Here is a 17,169-nt window from a genome sequence, read left to right as displayed (position 1 = left end):
CGGCTTGAATAAAAAAATAGAAAATGCTATCAGGGATTCATTCAATTTCCCCGGATCACAGCATAAAGAAGATTTTTTCAGACAGGTCGGAGAGTCCTATACAGAAAAGCGCAAAAGAACTGTGCCTGTTATATACAGAATATCCGCAGCGGCTGCCGCTATAGTAGCCGGGGTTGGTATATTCGGAGCATTGAAGATACAGACTGGAGCTAATGTTAACGATACAGTTGATAATACGTCGGCTGTCAAAACATCTGTATCGGACAACAGAACACCTCAGCCTGCTGTAACAACAAATAGCGTAGCTGCCCACAATGCTAATGTTACCACGTCATTATCTGAAGTGACTTCTGTAGGTATCACACTCTCCGCAGCTGAAACAGCGCAAGACCACACGGATACAGCTTCACCTTCACAGTACAATAATACTGTGAAAAACGTCACGACCTCTATTGTTACTGCTGATGTCAGTACCTCAGCCAATAACGGGGTATCTGCACCTGACATCAGCAGCATAACAACTTCACCGCCCGCTTCCACGAAGCCCCACGACGAAAGAAGCTTTTCAATGAAGAAGATATCGGCATTTGCCGCTTCCCTTGTAACAGCTTCGCACACATCGTCTATCCCGGGCAGCGCAGTAACCGATCTCAGCGGATTTCTTGAACAGAAGCATAATGAATATTTCAGCGGTGAACCTTCAAGCAATACCGAAAAAATGGAATGGCTGCACAGGAATGAGCGTATCCTCGACCTTAACAGTGACGGGAAATACGACATTTTTGACGTTTATGCATATTACCGTTCCTTTATGACATATACAAGCGAAAAAGACGCAGCTGCTCAGATACCTGACAGCATAATGAAGAATTACGAAAAATACGGTGATCTTGACCTCGACGGAGTTCTTGGCGGCGATCACGACGATCTTTTCCTCGCAACAGACTATTTCTTCACCTATTATACACTCGAACCCGAATATTTCTCTCCGTGCTGCTATTATTGCAGCTGTCCCGATAAATATACGGATAACAGCGATACGAACGTATCAGAAAGCGACAGCTATGCTGCCGATTTCATATCCATACTTTCCGACAGAAGCATGAGAGCCTACAGAAGCTATTCCCTCTTCTTTGACCTCATAGACGACGGAACGCTGATAACCGATACCAACGGCGACGGAAAATATACCATAGAAGACCTCTATGACCTGATAACGTTCTATGAGCTCCAAAAATCAGGCTCATCTGATACAAGCAGCTTTACCGCAAAGGAATGGGAAAAGCTGAATGCAAACGATGAGAAAGCAAGCCTTTACTTCTCATCTAACGGTCTGTACCTCGACTACTACTGCACATATTTCTTTGAGCACAACGCTTTTGAATACTGTTATGCAGACAAAATGTTCTACTCCGATATGCGAAACGGTATCGGCGCAGACGATATCGTCAGGTACGTTAAAGAATATATGCACTACTACAGCCCCGATGTGTACGATCCGCGTTACAACTTCACAAAGGACGATATCAGCGAACAATTCACTGAGTATTACCGCAATGTAAAGAACGGTCTTCTCCCCGAACCCGATATCGACATGAACGGCAGGATAGACTTCGAGGATTACATATACGCAGACCTTATGCTGAATCTCAGCTACGCAGAGTCTGTTCTCAGTCCTGATGCTATAGATCAGGATATAAAGAAGAATTTCTATCAGAACTGCGACTTCAACAACAACCGCATGAGCGGCGACCTTGCAGATACTGTATGTGTGGAGCTTTACGTAGTAAAGGAACTCGGCATACAGGAGGACGAAGTTGTCAACGAGATCGCAAGATACTACAAGGCTCACCCCGAAGTTGATGTATACGACTACGCTCACTATGTACTTCCTGAAGAATTAGCGGCAGCCGATGCTATCGCCGATGACGGAGACGAGAACGCAAGTACAGGCATCAGAGCGATCAAGCAGTTCGTGAGCAAGATCGCTATATTTAAACCGAGAAGCGGCGATGCAAACTGCGACGGCATAGTTGATATGAGTGATGTAATAACTATCATTCAATACATTGCCTACCCTGACAGGTATACGCTGACAAAGGAAGGATTATATAACGCTGATATATGCTATACAGGCGACGGCATCACGATCATTGACGCATTCATGATCGAGAAAAAGATCATTGAGTCATTATAACAAAGCCAATAGAAAACATTTAAATATATAGAAGGGAAACACCCCTCGTCATGACCTTGCAATCAAGGCTGACCGAGGGGTGCTTCCTTTTGTAACAGGCATATCTGCCCGAATTATTTTTCGTATCATGCTATTCGGTGCGATTAGATTTCATCTTCACCTTATATGCATACATATTTTCATCTGCACGTTTAAATACATCATCAACTCTTTCGTTTTGAGCTCCTGTGTATTCACTCATTCCCACAGCAGCCGAAAAGCGCTTCCACGGATCGCTTCCCTCACGAGTACCTGATTTCAGAAAAGCATTCCTTGCCATTTCGAGAAGTTCACCGCGCACATCATACGAATCCCCTGTAAGAACGACTACAAATTCATCTCCGCCGAACCTGTAAACAGGAGAATGTTTGAACAGGTCACATATCATTTTACACGAGCCCTTGATATAAAAGTCACCCTTCTCATGACCGTAAGTATCGTTTACGTATTTTAAACGGTTAAGATCGACCATAACGATAGCGAATTTTGCCGTACCTTCATCTATCTCATACTCAAGCTGCTGACGCATTTTCTGGTAAGCAGCTTTATTCTTGACACCTGTAAGAGAGTCTGTATACGCCGTAACACTTATCTGCGTCACCTGCTCCGCCATAGTCATAACCTGATTCTTGGCACGTCTAAGATTTTCCACAAAATACATACTGTCCTCGACAGTCTTGCGAAAAGCGTTATACAGGTTTTCGACTTCATCTCCTGTGCGGATATTCAAATCTCTTATACGTTCTATATTCCTATGCCTGTCTTTCTCGCTGTTATAAGCAAAAGAATTTGCGCAGTATGACATTGCGTTTATCGGCGAAACTATATTCATATCCATAAGCTTGATAAACATTGCGAAAATAAGCAAAACAAAGCCTATAAACATCGTAACGATGCGTATAATAAACTCTATAATGTAGCGATTGAGAACGTCCATGGAAAAATCCACACACGCATAACACGCAACATTTCCTTTTCGGTCGAAGATAGGCTCATATACCGACAAAAGGAAACCGTACCTATCATTTGATATCGTTGGTTCGATCTCCCTGCCTGCAAGGAAATCGTTCTTGTACTTTTTCATAACAGGCTCATACTCGATAAAATCACCCGGTTCATCGGCTTCTACCTCGTCTGTATCAATATCAAAGACTACGAGTATTCCTGTGTGCTTCATCTTGTATATATATATATACTCCGCATCAGGAAGATTATCACGAAGGTCATACAAATAATTTTCAACGCTGTAATATCCTACAGCCATATATCCATGTTCGATAAAGTCATCAACCCTGTCAGGGTCGAGCTTTTCTCTTATAAGCTGAATAGCGCCGCGTCCCAGCCTGATATGATCCTGGATAACCTCGTCGCGGTACTGCATATAGCTTATTGATGTTATAGCAGTTGCAATAAGCACACAAACAAGGCTGAGCATAATAAGTATCTTTCCTCTTATGGACAAGACTCTGCTCTTGCCCTTGTTGACATAATTATATTCAGCAGTTTTTTCATTTATATATGCTTCAGGCGGCAATACCTTCAAGGCAATGAATACAACGATCGCCACAATGCTCTTATCAACTAATTCCCAAAGGACAGTGACAACAAATCCGTCTTCTTTCATTCCGATTATCAACGAAACTGCATACCTAATCACACCCGTTATGAAAACAAGTACAGGTATAGTCAATAATGCCTTATAAAATTTTTCAAAGAAGCCTTTTTTTATAAGCAGGTTGGAGATCAATGCGACCAGCATATCCAGGAAACCGTATGACAGAATATTATAATCATGCACACTTCTCACTAAATTAGTCACAAATCCGGCAAGTACTCCAGGAAAATAACCGCCCAAAGCAGTAGACAGCACTGTTCCGATCGTACTCAGCGCAAACGGTGCTCTAAAGCTTTGGGTGAAGTAATAACCGACAAGATTCAAAGCTACGCCGACAGCGAAAATAATAGTTCCATGCCGCATCTGTGAAACCATATTTGTAAATCGCTTTGATTTTGCTTCAGCCATTCTTTCACCTCACTTTTGTTCCCCCACAATTCAAAAGCGGATCTATAAAACCATACATATTATACCATATTATTCCAAATTAGTCAATAGTTTTAGTAAAACTACAAAAATATCCTAATTGTAAAATCCTTCTCCACAAAGAAAAGCTGCCCCGTACCAAACGGAGCAGCTTTGATCTTTATGCGATTATCAGAGAGTAATCAGCTAAAAATATTTGTTACGATAAAATATGCTATAACCAGTGTAAGTATTGAAACCGCCATAGTTATAAACGTAACAAGAGCACCATGCCTTTCGGAAAATCTGAGAGCGCGAACCTTTTTGCTCGTATTTCCGTCATCATTCGTACCGTCATACCATTCACCGGGTTCTATCCAGTATTCGCCGTCAGGAGAATAATGTACACTGACGCTGTTACCGCTTATAAAAGCTCGCGGATCACGGGCATAGGGCTCAGATGTTACCATTTTCTCACTATCGCTCTCAGAATCATGAAAAGCTGCGATTATACGATAAACATAATGATTGTATCTTTTATTATCCTGCACTTCGATCTCTTTCCCCAGAACATGGCCAAAGCGTTTGATCTCCTTGATCTCTCCCTTGACAGCAGGACACTCAAGCATATCATTCATATGAGATATTTTCTTCTGATTTTTCAAGTTTGTTGTAAGATCAGATAAACCGAAAAAAGCTGCCAGTACAACTCCGCCTATGACAAGGTATTTTGCATCAGATGCAGATGCGCCGCCCTTGACCAGCAAAGTCATAATAACTATTGCTATGATTATGATAAATATTGAAAAACCTGTTCCAACACTTGTTTTTGAATACCCGATCGGTGCTACTTTTTTCATAATTACTCCAGTTTTATCTGCGATACCGCACATTAACGTGCGGCATCGCCATATTTACTTATGTCAGCAATAAGCATTATTCATCTTCGTATTTTTTTCTTGTCATTAAGCAGATACCAACGATTGCAAATGCTGCTGCGAGAACTGCTGATACAGTCTTAACGCCATCGTCGCCTGACTTTGGTGAATTTGTATCATCTTTCTTTGCAGTAGTTGTGGTCGTAGTGGTAGTTGTAGTAGTTGTAGTAGTCGTCGTAGTAGTTGCTGCTTCTGAGCCGCCGTTATTTTCTTCTTCGGGAGCAGTAACGTCTTTTGTCTCAAGCTTACTGTCATCAGTATCCTCAGGCGCTTCAGACTTATAAACAGCAACTATAGCTTTATTATTGCCCATAGTGAGCTCATTGCTGAGTGACTCGATATTGATGAAGAAATACTTTACGCCGTCCTCATTGAACTCGATATCATTGAGGTTTATCTGCTCAAGGAGGATATAGTCCTCATCATTTGTGATAACTCCTGCATTTTTCATATCAAGAGCGATTCCGTCTTCGCTGTCCTCACGGATCTTTATAGCAGCCTGTGCAGGTGTTTTTGTAAGGTTAGAACCTGTTATTGCAAGAACGACCTGATCGTCGAGGTAGTATGACTCAACGCTGAGTGCAAGATCAGGCTTGCCGAGAGTAACAGTCTTTGAATCGGTAAATCTGCCGTCAGTAACCTTCAGATCATAATCAGTTATGTCGCTGATACCCTCTGAATTTACAGGATATGTGAATACAGCTGACTGACCTGGTTCAAGCTGAGCGCTTATACCGTTTACGCTTAAAAGGCTGCCCGATTCATTAGAAAGCTCTGCATTTACAGATGTTATCGGAGTCTTTTCATTATTTGTCACCTTGAAGATGATCTTCTGCTCACCTGTCTCATAATCTGTGAGAATATCAGCATAATCAACAGTGAGTTTTTCAACGAACTCTGCTTCGATGTATACAAGAGAAGCCTCATTGTTTTCATTTTTGCCGTTCATTACGATAGAATACTTTCCGTCCTCATATGAGCCGCTGTAATTATCTACAGTAAATCCTTCAGGAACAGCAACTTCCATCTCTCTGCTCCAAGCACCGTTTCTGTTTACTGAAACATAGAACTTATTTCCGTCAGAGAAGAGCATCTCTGTTCCGTCATCTGAAAGAACGAATGAAGGAGAAAGAGTAGCAAGCTTGCCTGCCTCAGCACTCATGACTGCATCATCAGCTGCACAGCTGTAAAGCTTGCCGTTTGATGCGCCGTAGAGTTTGCCGTCAGCAAATCTGATGCCTGTGATAGTATTGCCGTCAGAGATGATCTTATCAGCTCCGCCGATTACCATATGAACTTCAGGAGCAGCTTCCTCAGTCATTTTCTGTGATAAATATGCAGCATGGAGCTCACCGCCGATATAAGCTGCTGCCAGCTCGGGAACATAATCATCTGTAGATGAAAGCTTATAAGGTGTGCCCCACTTGCCGTCAGCATAATCAGCTGCCATAATATCGCTGCCTGCGCCGCTGAGAACATTTCCTTCGCTCTTAGCCCATACAGCTGTGATCTTATCGCCGTCGAAAGCAAGTACAGGGAGCATATCAAGTGTTTCATCGTCTATAACGCAGCCGAGGCTGTCGAAGCCTGTGCCGTTCCATTTAGCAGCAAAGATATCTGTTGAAGCCATTGCCTTTTCAGCAGCCTCTGTAATATCATCACTGTCAATGATCTCGTTCTGCTTCTGCCATACAAGGAAGATATCATCGTCGTTTTTGGAAAGCTCTGCAAAGAGGTCAGCGCCTTCTGTCTCAGTTACCAGTACAGGATCAGACCATGCACCGTTGTTGAAATATGAAGCCCAGAGTCTTGTGCTGTTAATAAGAGATGCATCTGAAACAGTATCCTGCCATACCATTACCTTATTGCCGCCTGCTTCGATTATCTGCGGGATAGTACTCGGCAGTACGCCTGTTTTAAGGATAACCGCACCCGGCTGAACATTTCCGTTCCATGCCGACACATTATTAAGGTAGCCCTGATCTATATATCCCATTTCTGTATTTGCATCCGGAGCGTTCATCGGCATACCAGGTGCAAAATAAGATTTATCCCAAAGATTCCATGTTTTCTTTGCGAAGTCATATGAGTAATCAATAACAAACAGCAGATATGCTTCAATGAAAGCTCTGAGTGTTATCGCACCTGTAAATCGAGGAGCAACACCGATCTTGAACTCAAATCCGCCGCCTGCACCTACTGACACGATGCCATTGATACCTACGCCTGCACTGACAGAAAGTGATACTGTTATGCTTGCTTCACCGCTGTATGCAGCTTTGCCTTCATTCACAAGGTAATTCATACCCATATTTGCATCAAAAGCAACTCCGCCTTTGATTGTAAGATAGATCGGAATAACAGCTATAAGGAATTGCTGTGTATATGAAGCTTCACAGCCTAAAGTAACAGCAATTCCGCCGCCTCTTGATACAACATTTCCATTTGCATCATAGGTCATTTCATAATAACCGAGGAGTTGGATAGTTGGCTCAAGCTGAGGCCCGAGAGAACCTGTCTGGAAAAGTTTTCCTGTTGAATTGATCTTATCGCAAAGACCGTTTATAAGCTTATCAGCATCTTCAACCTTTTCAAGAGCATCAGCAAACGAATTCTTAAAGTAATCCGCAATACCTTTTGATTTATCCGCTGTTGGACCGTCAATACCTATCATGAACTTAACTGTGCAAGTACCTTCATCATCATTTCTTTCGCTCTGGATAGCTACAGGAACAACAGGATTCTTGAACTGGAAATTATCTCCGACAATATTTTCAACATCTTCGCTTCCTGTTTCGGCACTCTTGTCCTCTGTAAACTTAAAGTTGTTATTAAACTGACTGAGGTCGATATCAGGAGCTTTTTCCTTGGCAACAATTCTTATCTGAAGCTTTTTCTTTTCTGACAAAGTACCGTCCTTGCTTCTGAGAACAAGGTATACGTCCTTTTCAGGAGTCAGGTCTTTTCCAGGGTATAAGAAGAATGAACCTGTAGAGCTTGTCAGTCTTCTTCCGCCTGTACCATACTGTAAGATCTCATATGTACCTGCTTCATGACCGTTCCACTCAGCCTCGACCTTGATCCTGCATGAATCATTATCGCCCTCTGTAAATGAAACAGCTCTTGTGAACAGGTCTTTTCCCGAGCTTGTTTCAGTTGCCATGAGCGGGTATGGCTTTCCGTCGGAAGTATCGGTCTTCAGGTAGATTATACGTGTTTTTCTTTTAGCTGCCGTATACTCAGCTGTAGAAGTGAGGTATCCGTCAGCAGTAACTTTCAATCTTACCTTAATTCCGCCGTCTATGTTTATAAGCCCCGTATCATCTGTAACGATCGTATTGCCGTTGATATCCACTTTTGCGTTTTTGACGGGTTTCTTAGTAGCAGAATCGCATATAAGGATATGATGCTTATTTACATTAGCACGATACGCAGCAAGCTGAGCAGCATCATCCTTGTCAAAGTCGCTGACTCTCAGCGCATAGAGGTAAATATCATCGAAGATCTTATGTGAATAGTTATTTGTCTTATGAGCATAAGCATACTCAGTAGTAAGACCGGATGCAATGACACGTCCGTTGCCGAGAGGATACTCGACGAAGGTAGGTCTGTCGGTATCACTTGAACGAACGATAACGTTAGCACCTGCGGGAAGGGTCGATTCATCGAATTCGGTATGGCTGCAATAGTTGCTGTACCATAATTGGTTCTGTTTACCTTCAACAGCAGCACCGTCACCGTCGGAAAGTGCAGCCTGAATGATAGGGTGATTCATGTCAGCAACGTAGTTATAGTAAGTATATTTGTTGATTTTCTTTACATCGCCCGGAAGATCGCCTGTAAGGCTGCCGCTTGCCCAGCCCTGATCGCAGGCACCGAATACTATAACACCGCCCAGTGAAGCATACGTCTCCATATACTGTTTAAAGTCAAGGTAATTGTTATAGGTACTGAACGCCTGATCGTTTGCAAAGATAACAACAGCATAATCCTCAAGCTTCACATCAAGGAACTGGTTTGTAGTCACCTTCTGGTAATCAATTCCGATCTTTGCGAGCATATCTGTATTTGCCCTCGAATTCCATGGTTGGTTGTCTTCGATCAGAAGAACCTTTTTACCGCCGTCTCCATCAGCAGCATTAACATCAGACCAAGGAATAATATTGATCTGAGTTGTGACCATAAGAGTCAAAGCTGAGGCTGCTGCGGTAATACGTTTGAGTAATCCCTTCATTAGCACTCTTTCCTTTCATTTTGCGTTCAAAATGGTATGCCCTCCATATGAACACCATCTCATAAAATACCCCATGCTCCGTAAAAAATTCAGAGCAAAGATACACAGTGGAATAACTCAACGCATAATATTCCACTATGCTTCCACATTATAGCATAAAAGCACAAATTTGTCAATTATTTATGTGTAATTTTCCTCACAAAACGAGCACTTTCACAAAGCTATCACTTGTATGAATTAGACAAAAAGCAAGCCATACTCCCCTTTGTTACTTGGTTTATAGCTGTTAACGGCTTGTCAAACTGATGCAAAATGTTTTACTTAACAACATTTGTCGGGCTTAAATTATGACTTCATTCAATTAAATTTCAACAAATACTTCCTGCAATGTCCACGTCCGCTGTTCCGAGCGTTCCCCACCGCATATTATCGCAGTAACTTCAAAAGATACGCTGTCAAACAAAAAACTCGGGGACCAGCCCCGAGTTCATCATTACTTATTGTATCCGTCAGGATTATTTTTCTGCCAGTTCCATGTATCGCGGCACATATCCTCAAGTGTCTTTTCGGTCTTCCAGCCAAGCACTTTAAGAGCCTTGTCCGCATTTGCATAGCACTCTGCAAGGTCGCCCGCACGTCTTGCTCCGTACACATGATTGACCTTGATATTGTTCACCTTTTCAAAAGTATCAACAATCTCCGTTACGCTGTAAGGAGTACCTGTTCCGAGGTTGAATATCTCAACGCAGTTATTGGCGAGGATATAGTCGATAGCCTTTACGTGACCCTTTGCCAGATCAACAACATGGATATAATCGCGTGTGCAGGTTCCGTCAGGTGTAGGATAGTCGTTGCCGAAGATAGTAAGGCACTCGCGCTTGCCGACAGCTACCTGTGAGACATACGGCATAAGGTTATTTGGTATGCCCTGCGGATCTTCTCCGATCATACCCGACTCATGAGCGCCGATAGGATTGAAGTAACGGAGAAGTATTACGGAGAGCTCCTTATCAGCCTTTGCAGCGTCCTCAAAGATCTGCTCCATCATAGATTTTGTCCAGCCGTAAGGATTTGTGCAAGCGCCGCGCTTCATAGTCTCGAAGTACGGCACAGGATTCTCCTCACCGTAGACTGTAGCGCTTGAAGAGAAAATGATATTCTTGACACCGAACTCGTTCATAGTCTCAAGCAAAGACAAAGTTGTATCAATATTATTGCGGTAGTACAAAACAGGCTTCTGAACGGATTCGCCAACAGCTTTAAGACCTGCAAAGTGAATAACAGCGTCTATCTTATTCTCCTTAAAGACCTCTGCAAGCTTTGCGTTGTCCTTTATATCGAGCTCATAGAGCTTTACCTTTTTGCCGGTGATCTTTTCAACTCTCCTGATAGCCTCAGGTGAACTGTTAGAATAGTTATCGGCAACAACAACGTCATATCCTGCATTGAGAAGCTCCACTGCTGTATGTGAGCCTATATATCCTGCTCCGCCTGCTAAAAATACTGTTGACATATCAATCTCTCCTTATTATAAAAAGTATATAATGTGTAATGCTGAAATAATATCTTGCCCCTGCATCTTATCTCAGCTCATAGTGTCAGTTTTCCTTGCCGTGCCACGGCTCATAGGTACCTGTTTCGAGGATATCAGCAATTCTCTTGCAAGCATTTCCGTCACCGTAAGGATTGCAGGCTCTGCTCATCTTCTGATATTCCTCCTCATTTTCGAGAAGCTCCTTGAAGTTCCTGTATATAGTCTCCTCGTCTGTGCCGACAAGTCTGAGAGTACCTGCTGTAACGCCCTCGGGACGCTCGGTAGTATCGCGCATAACGAGAACAGGCTTTCCGTAGCTTGGGCACTCCTCCTGGATTCCGCCCGAATCGGTAAGGCAGAGGTGGCATCTTGCCTCAAAGTTATGGCAGTCGAACACCTCGATAGGCTCTATAATATGGATCTGCTTGCAGTCGCCCAGTTCCTCCTCGGCAGCCTTTCTTACAACAGGGTTCATGTGTATAGGGTATACAGCCTTGCACTCAGGGTGCTCATCGAGAACACGTCTGATAGCGCGGAACATATTATGCATTGGCTGACCTAAGTTCTCGCGGCGGTGAGCAGTAATGAATATGAGCTTACCGTCACCTACCCAGTCGAGCTCGGGGTGGGTATAGTCATCTCTTACCGTATGCTGCATAGCGTCAATAACGGTATTACCGGTTATATAGATAGTTGACTTATCCTTGCCCTCGCGGAGGAGGTTATCGGCAGCGAGCTGTGTTGGTGAGAAGTTATACTTGCTCACGATACCTACAGCCTGTCTGTTGAATTCCTCTGGATACGGGCTGTAGATGTTGTATGTTCTCAGACCTGCTTCAACGTGACCTACAGGGATCTGAAGGTAGAAGCAGGCAAGCGCTGTTACGAATGTAGTGGAGGTATCGCCGTGAACCAATACTACATCAGGCTTTTCCTTTTCGAGGATCTCCTTTATAGAAGTGAGGATATTAGTAGTGATATCGAACAGCGTCTGCTGGTTTTTCATGATATTAAGATCATAATCAGGAACGACACCGAATGTGTTCAGCACCTGGTCGAGCATCTGGCGATGCTGAGCTGTTACGCAGACAACAGTCTGCAAACCTGATCTTGTTTTCAATTCGTTTACTAACGGACACATTTTGATTGCCTCAGGCCGTGTTCCGAAAACTAACATTACCTTTTTCATCTTTCCACTCCTATAAATATTGGATTTACTTGCTTTATCAAAGCTCGCCGTACATCTGATCCATCATAGCATATCTTATTTTGCCTGTATCATTTCTTATGATCTCAGGAACTTTTATCACCTTGAACTGATTTTTGAACAGACCGGTCTTAGTAGTTATAAAATCAACTATCTCCTTCTGCTTGGAATCATCAGTAACATAGATGTTCATTCTCTTGTCTGTACCTGCACAGGCACATTCTATGCCGAACTCCTGCGCTATAAGTCTTTCGCACTGGTCAAGGCTGACTCTGTAGCTGAGGAGCTTGAGGAATCTTGAAAGTCTTCCTGTAACATAATAGCAGCCGTCCTCATCGCGTCTTGCGAGGTCGCCTGTGCGGTAAACTCCGCCGAACTCATCGCCCTTCATGAGGTCTTCCCTGCAAACGGCATAACCCATAGTTACGTTAGGGCCTTTATAACACATCTCACCTTCAGCGACCTTGTCGGTAAGGACATCTCCGTTTTCGTTCACGAGGAAAAGCTCACCCTCAGGGATAGCGCGTCCGATACTGCCTGTCTTTGTCAGTGCAAGCTCGGCAGGGAGACAAGCGAGGCGGGCAGAAGTTTCCGTAGTACCGAATGAAGCGATGAAACGCTTGCCGTTATCAGCCGCATACTTTGCAAGCTCCTCAAAGCGAGCATCTGTAAGCTTGCCGCCGCCCTGTGAGAGGGTATGGAGATCAGGGAGATCCATTCTCTCGAAGTGCAGTCTTTTCATTATCTCATAGCTGAAAGGCACACCTGTAAAGTTGGTACCCTTTTCCTCTCTGACATACTTCCAGAACTCACCGCTCATAAGGTTATAAGTGGTAAGGAGAAGAACAGCGCCGACATAAAGGTGGGTATTTATAACATTAAGACCCATTGTGTACTGCATACCGAGGTCGCAGACAGCGCGTTCATTCTCTGTCCAGCCGAAAGCAGCCGCAACGTTCTTTGCATTAGCTTCAAGATTGCCCTTCTTGTAGCGTACCAGCTTAGGACTTCCTGTAGAGCCCGAAGTAGTCATACAAAGCTGGAGCATATCATTAAGAGGATAAATATCATTTCCTGTTTTCAGCAGAGCATATCCCAGTGTCTCGAACACTTTCTCATAGCCAAACCGCTCTGTCTCCTCAACAGGGCACCAAATATATGCAGGTGTATAGATATCAAGGAGATTGCCCAGCAGTTCAGGGTCTATCTTGCTGTTCAGAGTAACGGGAACAGCCTCGTGCTCGATGAAGCCGAGATACCCCGCAACCGAGCCCGCAGTATTTTTGCAGAGCTGGAACACCAGTGAACGCGACTGTACCTTTTCACCAATGGTATCCATAAGAACTGCCAGTTCACCGTAAGTGATACGATTGCCCTCATTATCTATCAATGCCAGGTTTGTCTTTTCTTTCCTGTCAATATTAAGAAACATATCCTATCCTCCAATTTACATTATCGTACAGCCATCTACAGGAAGAACCTGTCCCGAGATGTAAGACGAATAATCAGAAGCCAGCAGCAGACAGCCGCCTGCTATATCCTTTGGGTTAGCGATGCGCTTCATGCAGATATTATTGATCCTGCCCTGAAGCTTTTCAAGATCAGCCTGCTCCATCATCTCAGTCTGAGTAAGACCGGGGGCAATGGAATTCACGCGGATCTTCTTCGCAGCGAGTTCTTTTGCAGCTGACTTTGTAAGTGCGATAACTGCGCCCTTTGTTGCAGAGTACACAAGCTGACCGGCGTTTCCGCGGATACCGACCATAGATGATATATTGATGATGCTTCCGCCGTTTTCATTTCTTGACATAACGCGGCTGACAGCCTGTATCATCTCGATAGTTCCGTAGACATTGACGCGGAACATCTTATCCATATTATCACGGGAGATCATTCCGATAAGTTCATTGAACTCAACGCCTGCATTATTGACTAACACATCAATATGTCCGAACGTCTTTTTAATATCAAGGACATTCTGTCTGACAGATTCAGGATCGGTGATATCAAAATAGTAAGGATGCAGTCTTTCGCTGTATTCGCTTGCACCTATCCATTCGTCGGCAGCACCTGTCATCTTATCGTTCACGATGACTTCGCCGCCCTCGGAGGCAAACAGTTCCGCGATAGCCTTACCTATACCGCGTGCTGAACCTGTTACTATACAAATCTTATCTTGAAGCAAATTTGTCATTTCTTGACCTCTCTTCCATGTATTGAACAATAGTGCAGTTATCTTGCAGGCACATCAGCCTTCAAAATCAACGCCGTATCTTGCAAGAATTGCCATACCGTTTTCATAGCCGCCGAAATTAAGGATATCGTCTGTTTCAAACATAACATCGAAACGAGCCTCAAGTTCGCTGATAAGCACCATATGTGTCATTGAATCCCACTTATCAACGGCAGCGAATGTGAAATCGGAATTGAGTTCAGAACCGTCAACTTCAAATATTTCCTCAAAAACCTTTTTATATGTTTCCTTATTAGTCATGATATATCTCTCCTTTTTGTATTATAATCACTTATTATGTTTTACGAAGTACTTCTTGCCTCTGTACTTCTTATATCCGTTTTTAGTATCCACAAAGAGTACAGGGTGGAACACTCTGTCCTTTTCGGGAGGCGGTGTCATATAATCGCCGTAGAACTTTTTAAGGTAGCTGTCGTATCCTACAGGTACAGGCATTTCCGTATCTTCATACGGGACCATGACAGCTCTTGAAAAAGCCTTTTCATTAACGTATTTCTTCAGAGCTCTCATAGAACCGAGGAAGCGGATATAGCCGCTTTTTCTCTTTGGCACCTTAAACACCTGTTTTTCCGCAAATCTCCATATTTTGCAGCGCATCTTGTACGAAGGAACGAGTGCCAGCATCAGGCTTGCGAGCATTTTTACGTACTTACTGCCGTTATTTGGTTTTCTCTGAGTCCTGTATATCATATACACGCAGGTATGAAAGATCTGCAAATAGTTACCCAGCTTTGATGCAGCAACGTACTCATATCTTCCTATCTCGATCATCATGCCGTGATTTGTGTCAAGGTCAACGTCAGCCTCTCTGATATAGGTAGTTTCGTCATCGCGTATAGTAAGTGCGAGATGGCGGTCGCAGTAGTTCTCATCGGTATTGCAAAGGGTATATTTTCCCTTGCTTGTCAGATTTGGCCAGAGCTTCAGCAAGCGGTCGTAATCATCGGGCGGCATAAGGATATCAATGTCATCGTCCCAAGGAATGAAGCCTTTATGTCTTATCGCACCGATACAGGTTCCGTATGCAAGGAAAAAAGTAAGATTATTCTCCTCGCAGAATTTTTTGAAAAACTTCAGCATATCAAGAAGGATACCCTGCATTTCTCCAAGCTGTTCATTGACATCATAACTCATTGTAAAAACCCTCTTTTCAAACATTTGCGTTCTGCTTTGATCTGGTGAATTTAGATATGAACTTCTGTATGATCGCTTTCTCGAAGCTGTTCATTCCAAGGAAGTACATTGAAATAAAGTATACTGCCGCATAGCCTAAGCCATAGATCATTATAGTCGGATACGAATTGATCGTAACAAACAGCTTGCATACCACGCCGACTGCTGCCGGTGGGATAAAAGCGGGCAGGATCTTCAGTACAGACTTCCAGAACATTGGAATATTAAGTCCCATTTTTTTGTAGTAATACCAGTTGAGGAACAAGCCGTGTCCGCAGACTGTTGTAATAGCTGTTGCCATAGCGCAGCCCACCGCACCGTACATTCTGCACAGTGGGAAGCTGAGGATAGCATTTGAAGAAGCGACCACAAGGAAGCAGTAGGTTATAGGCTTGTGGAGGTATTTTGCTCTGCTTATGTGAGTGCCGATATTCTGGATAAGGTCAACAGTAATTGGTATCATGAGCCATAAGCCGATAAAGTATGCTTTTCTGTAGCCATAGCCTGACCAGCGAATAATAAACTGCTGACCGAAGAAGATATAGCCGCTGAGTACAAGACCTACCACCATGAACTGGATACGACCGATCTTTATCATAAGATTAGAAAGCTGCTCGTTCTGAACTTTCTCGTCCTTTATTTCAACTGCCATGCGGTTTACCTGCGGGATAAACACAGAAGCGATTGTAGTTGATATACGCATATAGTAGGTATTTAACTGTGCAGCGATACCGTATACTGCGATACCGGCTGTTCCCACCTCGATACCGAGCACGACCTTGTCGATACCCCAGTTGAGCTGATTGATGATATCATAAAGAAGAATAAATACTGAAAAAGCGAATATAGGCTTTAATTCAGCGAAAGAAATATTCCTTACGGAGATCTTGTAGTTAAGCTTGAATTTACAGAACAGGAACTGCAAAGTAATGCTGGTAGCTGTCAGTGCCAGTGATACCACTGTAAGAGCGACAGATTTACCGCCCAGAAGTAAAACGACGACACAAATAGCTCCGTGAAGGACATACGAACCGATCATAATAAGACGGTAGAATATGAACCTCTCATTAGCATTGATAAACGACGTATACGGTGTAGTTGCCAGTGAAAGAGCAACATTGAACGTCAGTACAAGGACCAGTGTTTTTCCTATCTGAAGTTCTTCAGGAGTAAGGTTCTTTTTGAAAATAAACGAAACATTCATTGAAAGGATAATACCCACAAGTACTGCTGTAGCCGAGATGACTGCAAACATTACAAAGAACATTCCGTTGAGTCGTTTAAGACCCTCTTCATCTTTTTCAGCATCGACCTTTGCAAAGAACTTGTTGTATGTTCCTGTCAGACCGAGGCTGAGCAGTGTCAGATATCCTGTTACGGAAAGTGCAAGTGTATACAGTCCGTACTCGCTTTTGCCGAGCTTATCGAGCATCAGCGGCGTATAGAACAGCTGTATCAGAGTATTCAGCAGCAGTGCTGTATACGACAAAATAACACCGACTTGTTTTTGTTTCTTCGGATTTACCATTAATCCTAACTCCTTCAGTCAATAAAATATAATAAACATCTGTGA

Annotated in this window: 11 protein-coding genes; 1 reads left to right on the top strand and 10 read right to left on the bottom strand. The window is 43.4% G+C overall.

Annotated elements, in window-relative coordinates; genetic code table 11:
* Window positions 1-4 precede the first annotated feature (4 nt).
* Window positions 5-2,197, top strand: a complete 2,193-nt coding sequence (locus K6G33_RS09855; RefSeq protein ID WP_296778919.1) for a dockerin type I repeat-containing protein — start codon at window positions 5-7, stop codon at window positions 2,195-2,197.
* 130 nt (window positions 2,198-2,327) lie between these two features.
* Here the strand turns inward: K6G33_RS09855 and K6G33_RS09850 are convergent, their stop codons facing one another.
* From K6G33_RS09850 to K6G33_RS09805, 10 genes are all read right to left on the bottom strand, one after another.
* Window positions 2,328-4,259: a diguanylate cyclase gene (locus K6G33_RS09850; protein WP_296778916.1), complete on the bottom strand. Its 1,932-nt coding sequence runs from the start codon at window positions 4,257-4,259 to the stop codon at window positions 2,328-2,330.
* 200 nt (window positions 4,260-4,459) lie between these two features.
* Window positions 4,460-5,116: a hypothetical protein gene (locus tag K6G33_RS09845; protein WP_296778915.1), complete on the bottom strand. Its 657-nt coding sequence runs from the start codon at window positions 5,114-5,116 to the stop codon at window positions 4,460-4,462.
* Window positions 5,117-5,192: 76 nt separating this feature from the next.
* Entirely contained in the window at window positions 5,193-9,428 is a 4,236-nt protein-coding gene (locus K6G33_RS09840) for a hypothetical protein (protein WP_296778912.1), read from the bottom strand.
* A gap of 493 nt (window positions 9,429-9,921) precedes the next feature.
* Complete coding sequence (gene galE, locus K6G33_RS09835) at window positions 9,922-10,941, bottom strand: UDP-glucose 4-epimerase GalE (RefSeq protein WP_296778911.1); 1,020 nt, start codon at window positions 10,939-10,941, stop codon at window positions 9,922-9,924.
* Window positions 10,942-11,026: 85 nt separating this feature from the next.
* Window positions 11,027-12,151: a non-hydrolyzing UDP-N-acetylglucosamine 2-epimerase gene (gene wecB, locus K6G33_RS09830; RefSeq protein WP_296778909.1), complete on the bottom strand. Its 1,125-nt coding sequence runs from the start codon at window positions 12,149-12,151 to the stop codon at window positions 11,027-11,029.
* Window positions 12,152-12,188: 37 nt separating this feature from the next.
* Complete coding sequence (locus K6G33_RS09825) at window positions 12,189-13,601, bottom strand: AMP-binding protein (RefSeq protein ID WP_296778906.1); 1,413 nt, start codon at window positions 13,599-13,601, stop codon at window positions 12,189-12,191.
* A gap of 15 nt (window positions 13,602-13,616) precedes the next feature.
* Window positions 13,617-14,363: an SDR family NAD(P)-dependent oxidoreductase gene (locus K6G33_RS09820; RefSeq protein ID WP_296778904.1), complete on the bottom strand. Its 747-nt coding sequence runs from the start codon at window positions 14,361-14,363 to the stop codon at window positions 13,617-13,619.
* 54 nt (window positions 14,364-14,417) lie between these two features.
* Window positions 14,418-14,663 carry an acyl carrier protein gene (locus tag K6G33_RS09815; protein WP_296778902.1) on the bottom strand — a complete coding sequence of 82 codons (246 nt, stop codon included), beginning with the start codon at window positions 14,661-14,663 and terminating at the stop codon, window positions 14,418-14,420.
* A gap of 27 nt (window positions 14,664-14,690) precedes the next feature.
* Window positions 14,691-15,557, bottom strand: coding sequence for a LicD family protein (locus tag K6G33_RS09810; protein ID WP_296778899.1), 867 nt, complete (start codon window positions 15,555-15,557; stop codon window positions 14,691-14,693).
* 16 nt (window positions 15,558-15,573) lie between these two features.
* Entirely contained in the window at window positions 15,574-17,124 is a 1,551-nt protein-coding gene (locus tag K6G33_RS09805; protein ID WP_296778895.1) for a lipopolysaccharide biosynthesis protein, read from the bottom strand.
* Window positions 17,125-17,169: the final 45 nt, after the last annotated feature.

The organism is Ruminococcus sp., assembly GCF_024691275.1.
Lineage (GTDB): Bacteria > Bacillota > Clostridia > Oscillospirales > Ruminococcaceae > Ruminococcus.
Note: the sequence above shows the minus strand (reverse complement) of the source record. Positions and strands in the feature narration are given on the sequence as shown.

Excerpts from the sequence above, each read along its gene's own strand:
- K6G33_RS09815 (WP_296778902.1), bottom strand. The coding sequence starts at position 14,663 with ATGACTAATAAGGAAACATATAAAAAGGTTTTTGAGGAAATATTTGAA.
- K6G33_RS09805 (WP_296778895.1), bottom strand. The coding sequence starts at position 17,124 with ATGGTAAATCCGAAGAAACAAAAACAAGTCGGTGTTATTTTGTCGTAT.
- galE (WP_296778911.1), bottom strand. The coding sequence starts at position 10,941 with ATGTCAACAGTATTTTTAGCAGGCGGAGCAGGATATATAGGCTCACAT.
- K6G33_RS09810 (WP_296778899.1), bottom strand. The coding sequence starts at position 15,557 with ATGAGTTATGATGTCAATGAACAGCTTGGAGAAATGCAGGGTATCCTT.
- K6G33_RS09820 (WP_296778904.1), bottom strand. The coding sequence starts at position 14,363 with ATGACAAATTTGCTTCAAGATAAGATTTGTATAGTAACAGGTTCAGCA.
- K6G33_RS09850 (WP_296778916.1), bottom strand. The coding sequence starts at position 4,259 with ATGGCTGAAGCAAAATCAAAGCGATTTACAAATATGGTTTCACAGATG.
- K6G33_RS09825 (WP_296778906.1), bottom strand. The coding sequence starts at position 13,601 with ATGTTTCTTAATATTGACAGGAAAGAAAAGACAAACCTGGCATTGATA.
- K6G33_RS09845 (WP_296778915.1), bottom strand. The coding sequence starts at position 5,116 with ATGAAAAAAGTAGCACCGATCGGGTATTCAAAAACAAGTGTTGGAACA.
- wecB (WP_296778909.1), bottom strand. The coding sequence starts at position 12,151 with ATGAAAAAGGTAATGTTAGTTTTCGGAACACGGCCTGAGGCAATCAAA.
- K6G33_RS09840 (WP_296778912.1), bottom strand. The coding sequence starts at position 9,428 with ATGAAGGGATTACTCAAACGTATTACCGCAGCAGCCTCAGCTTTGACT.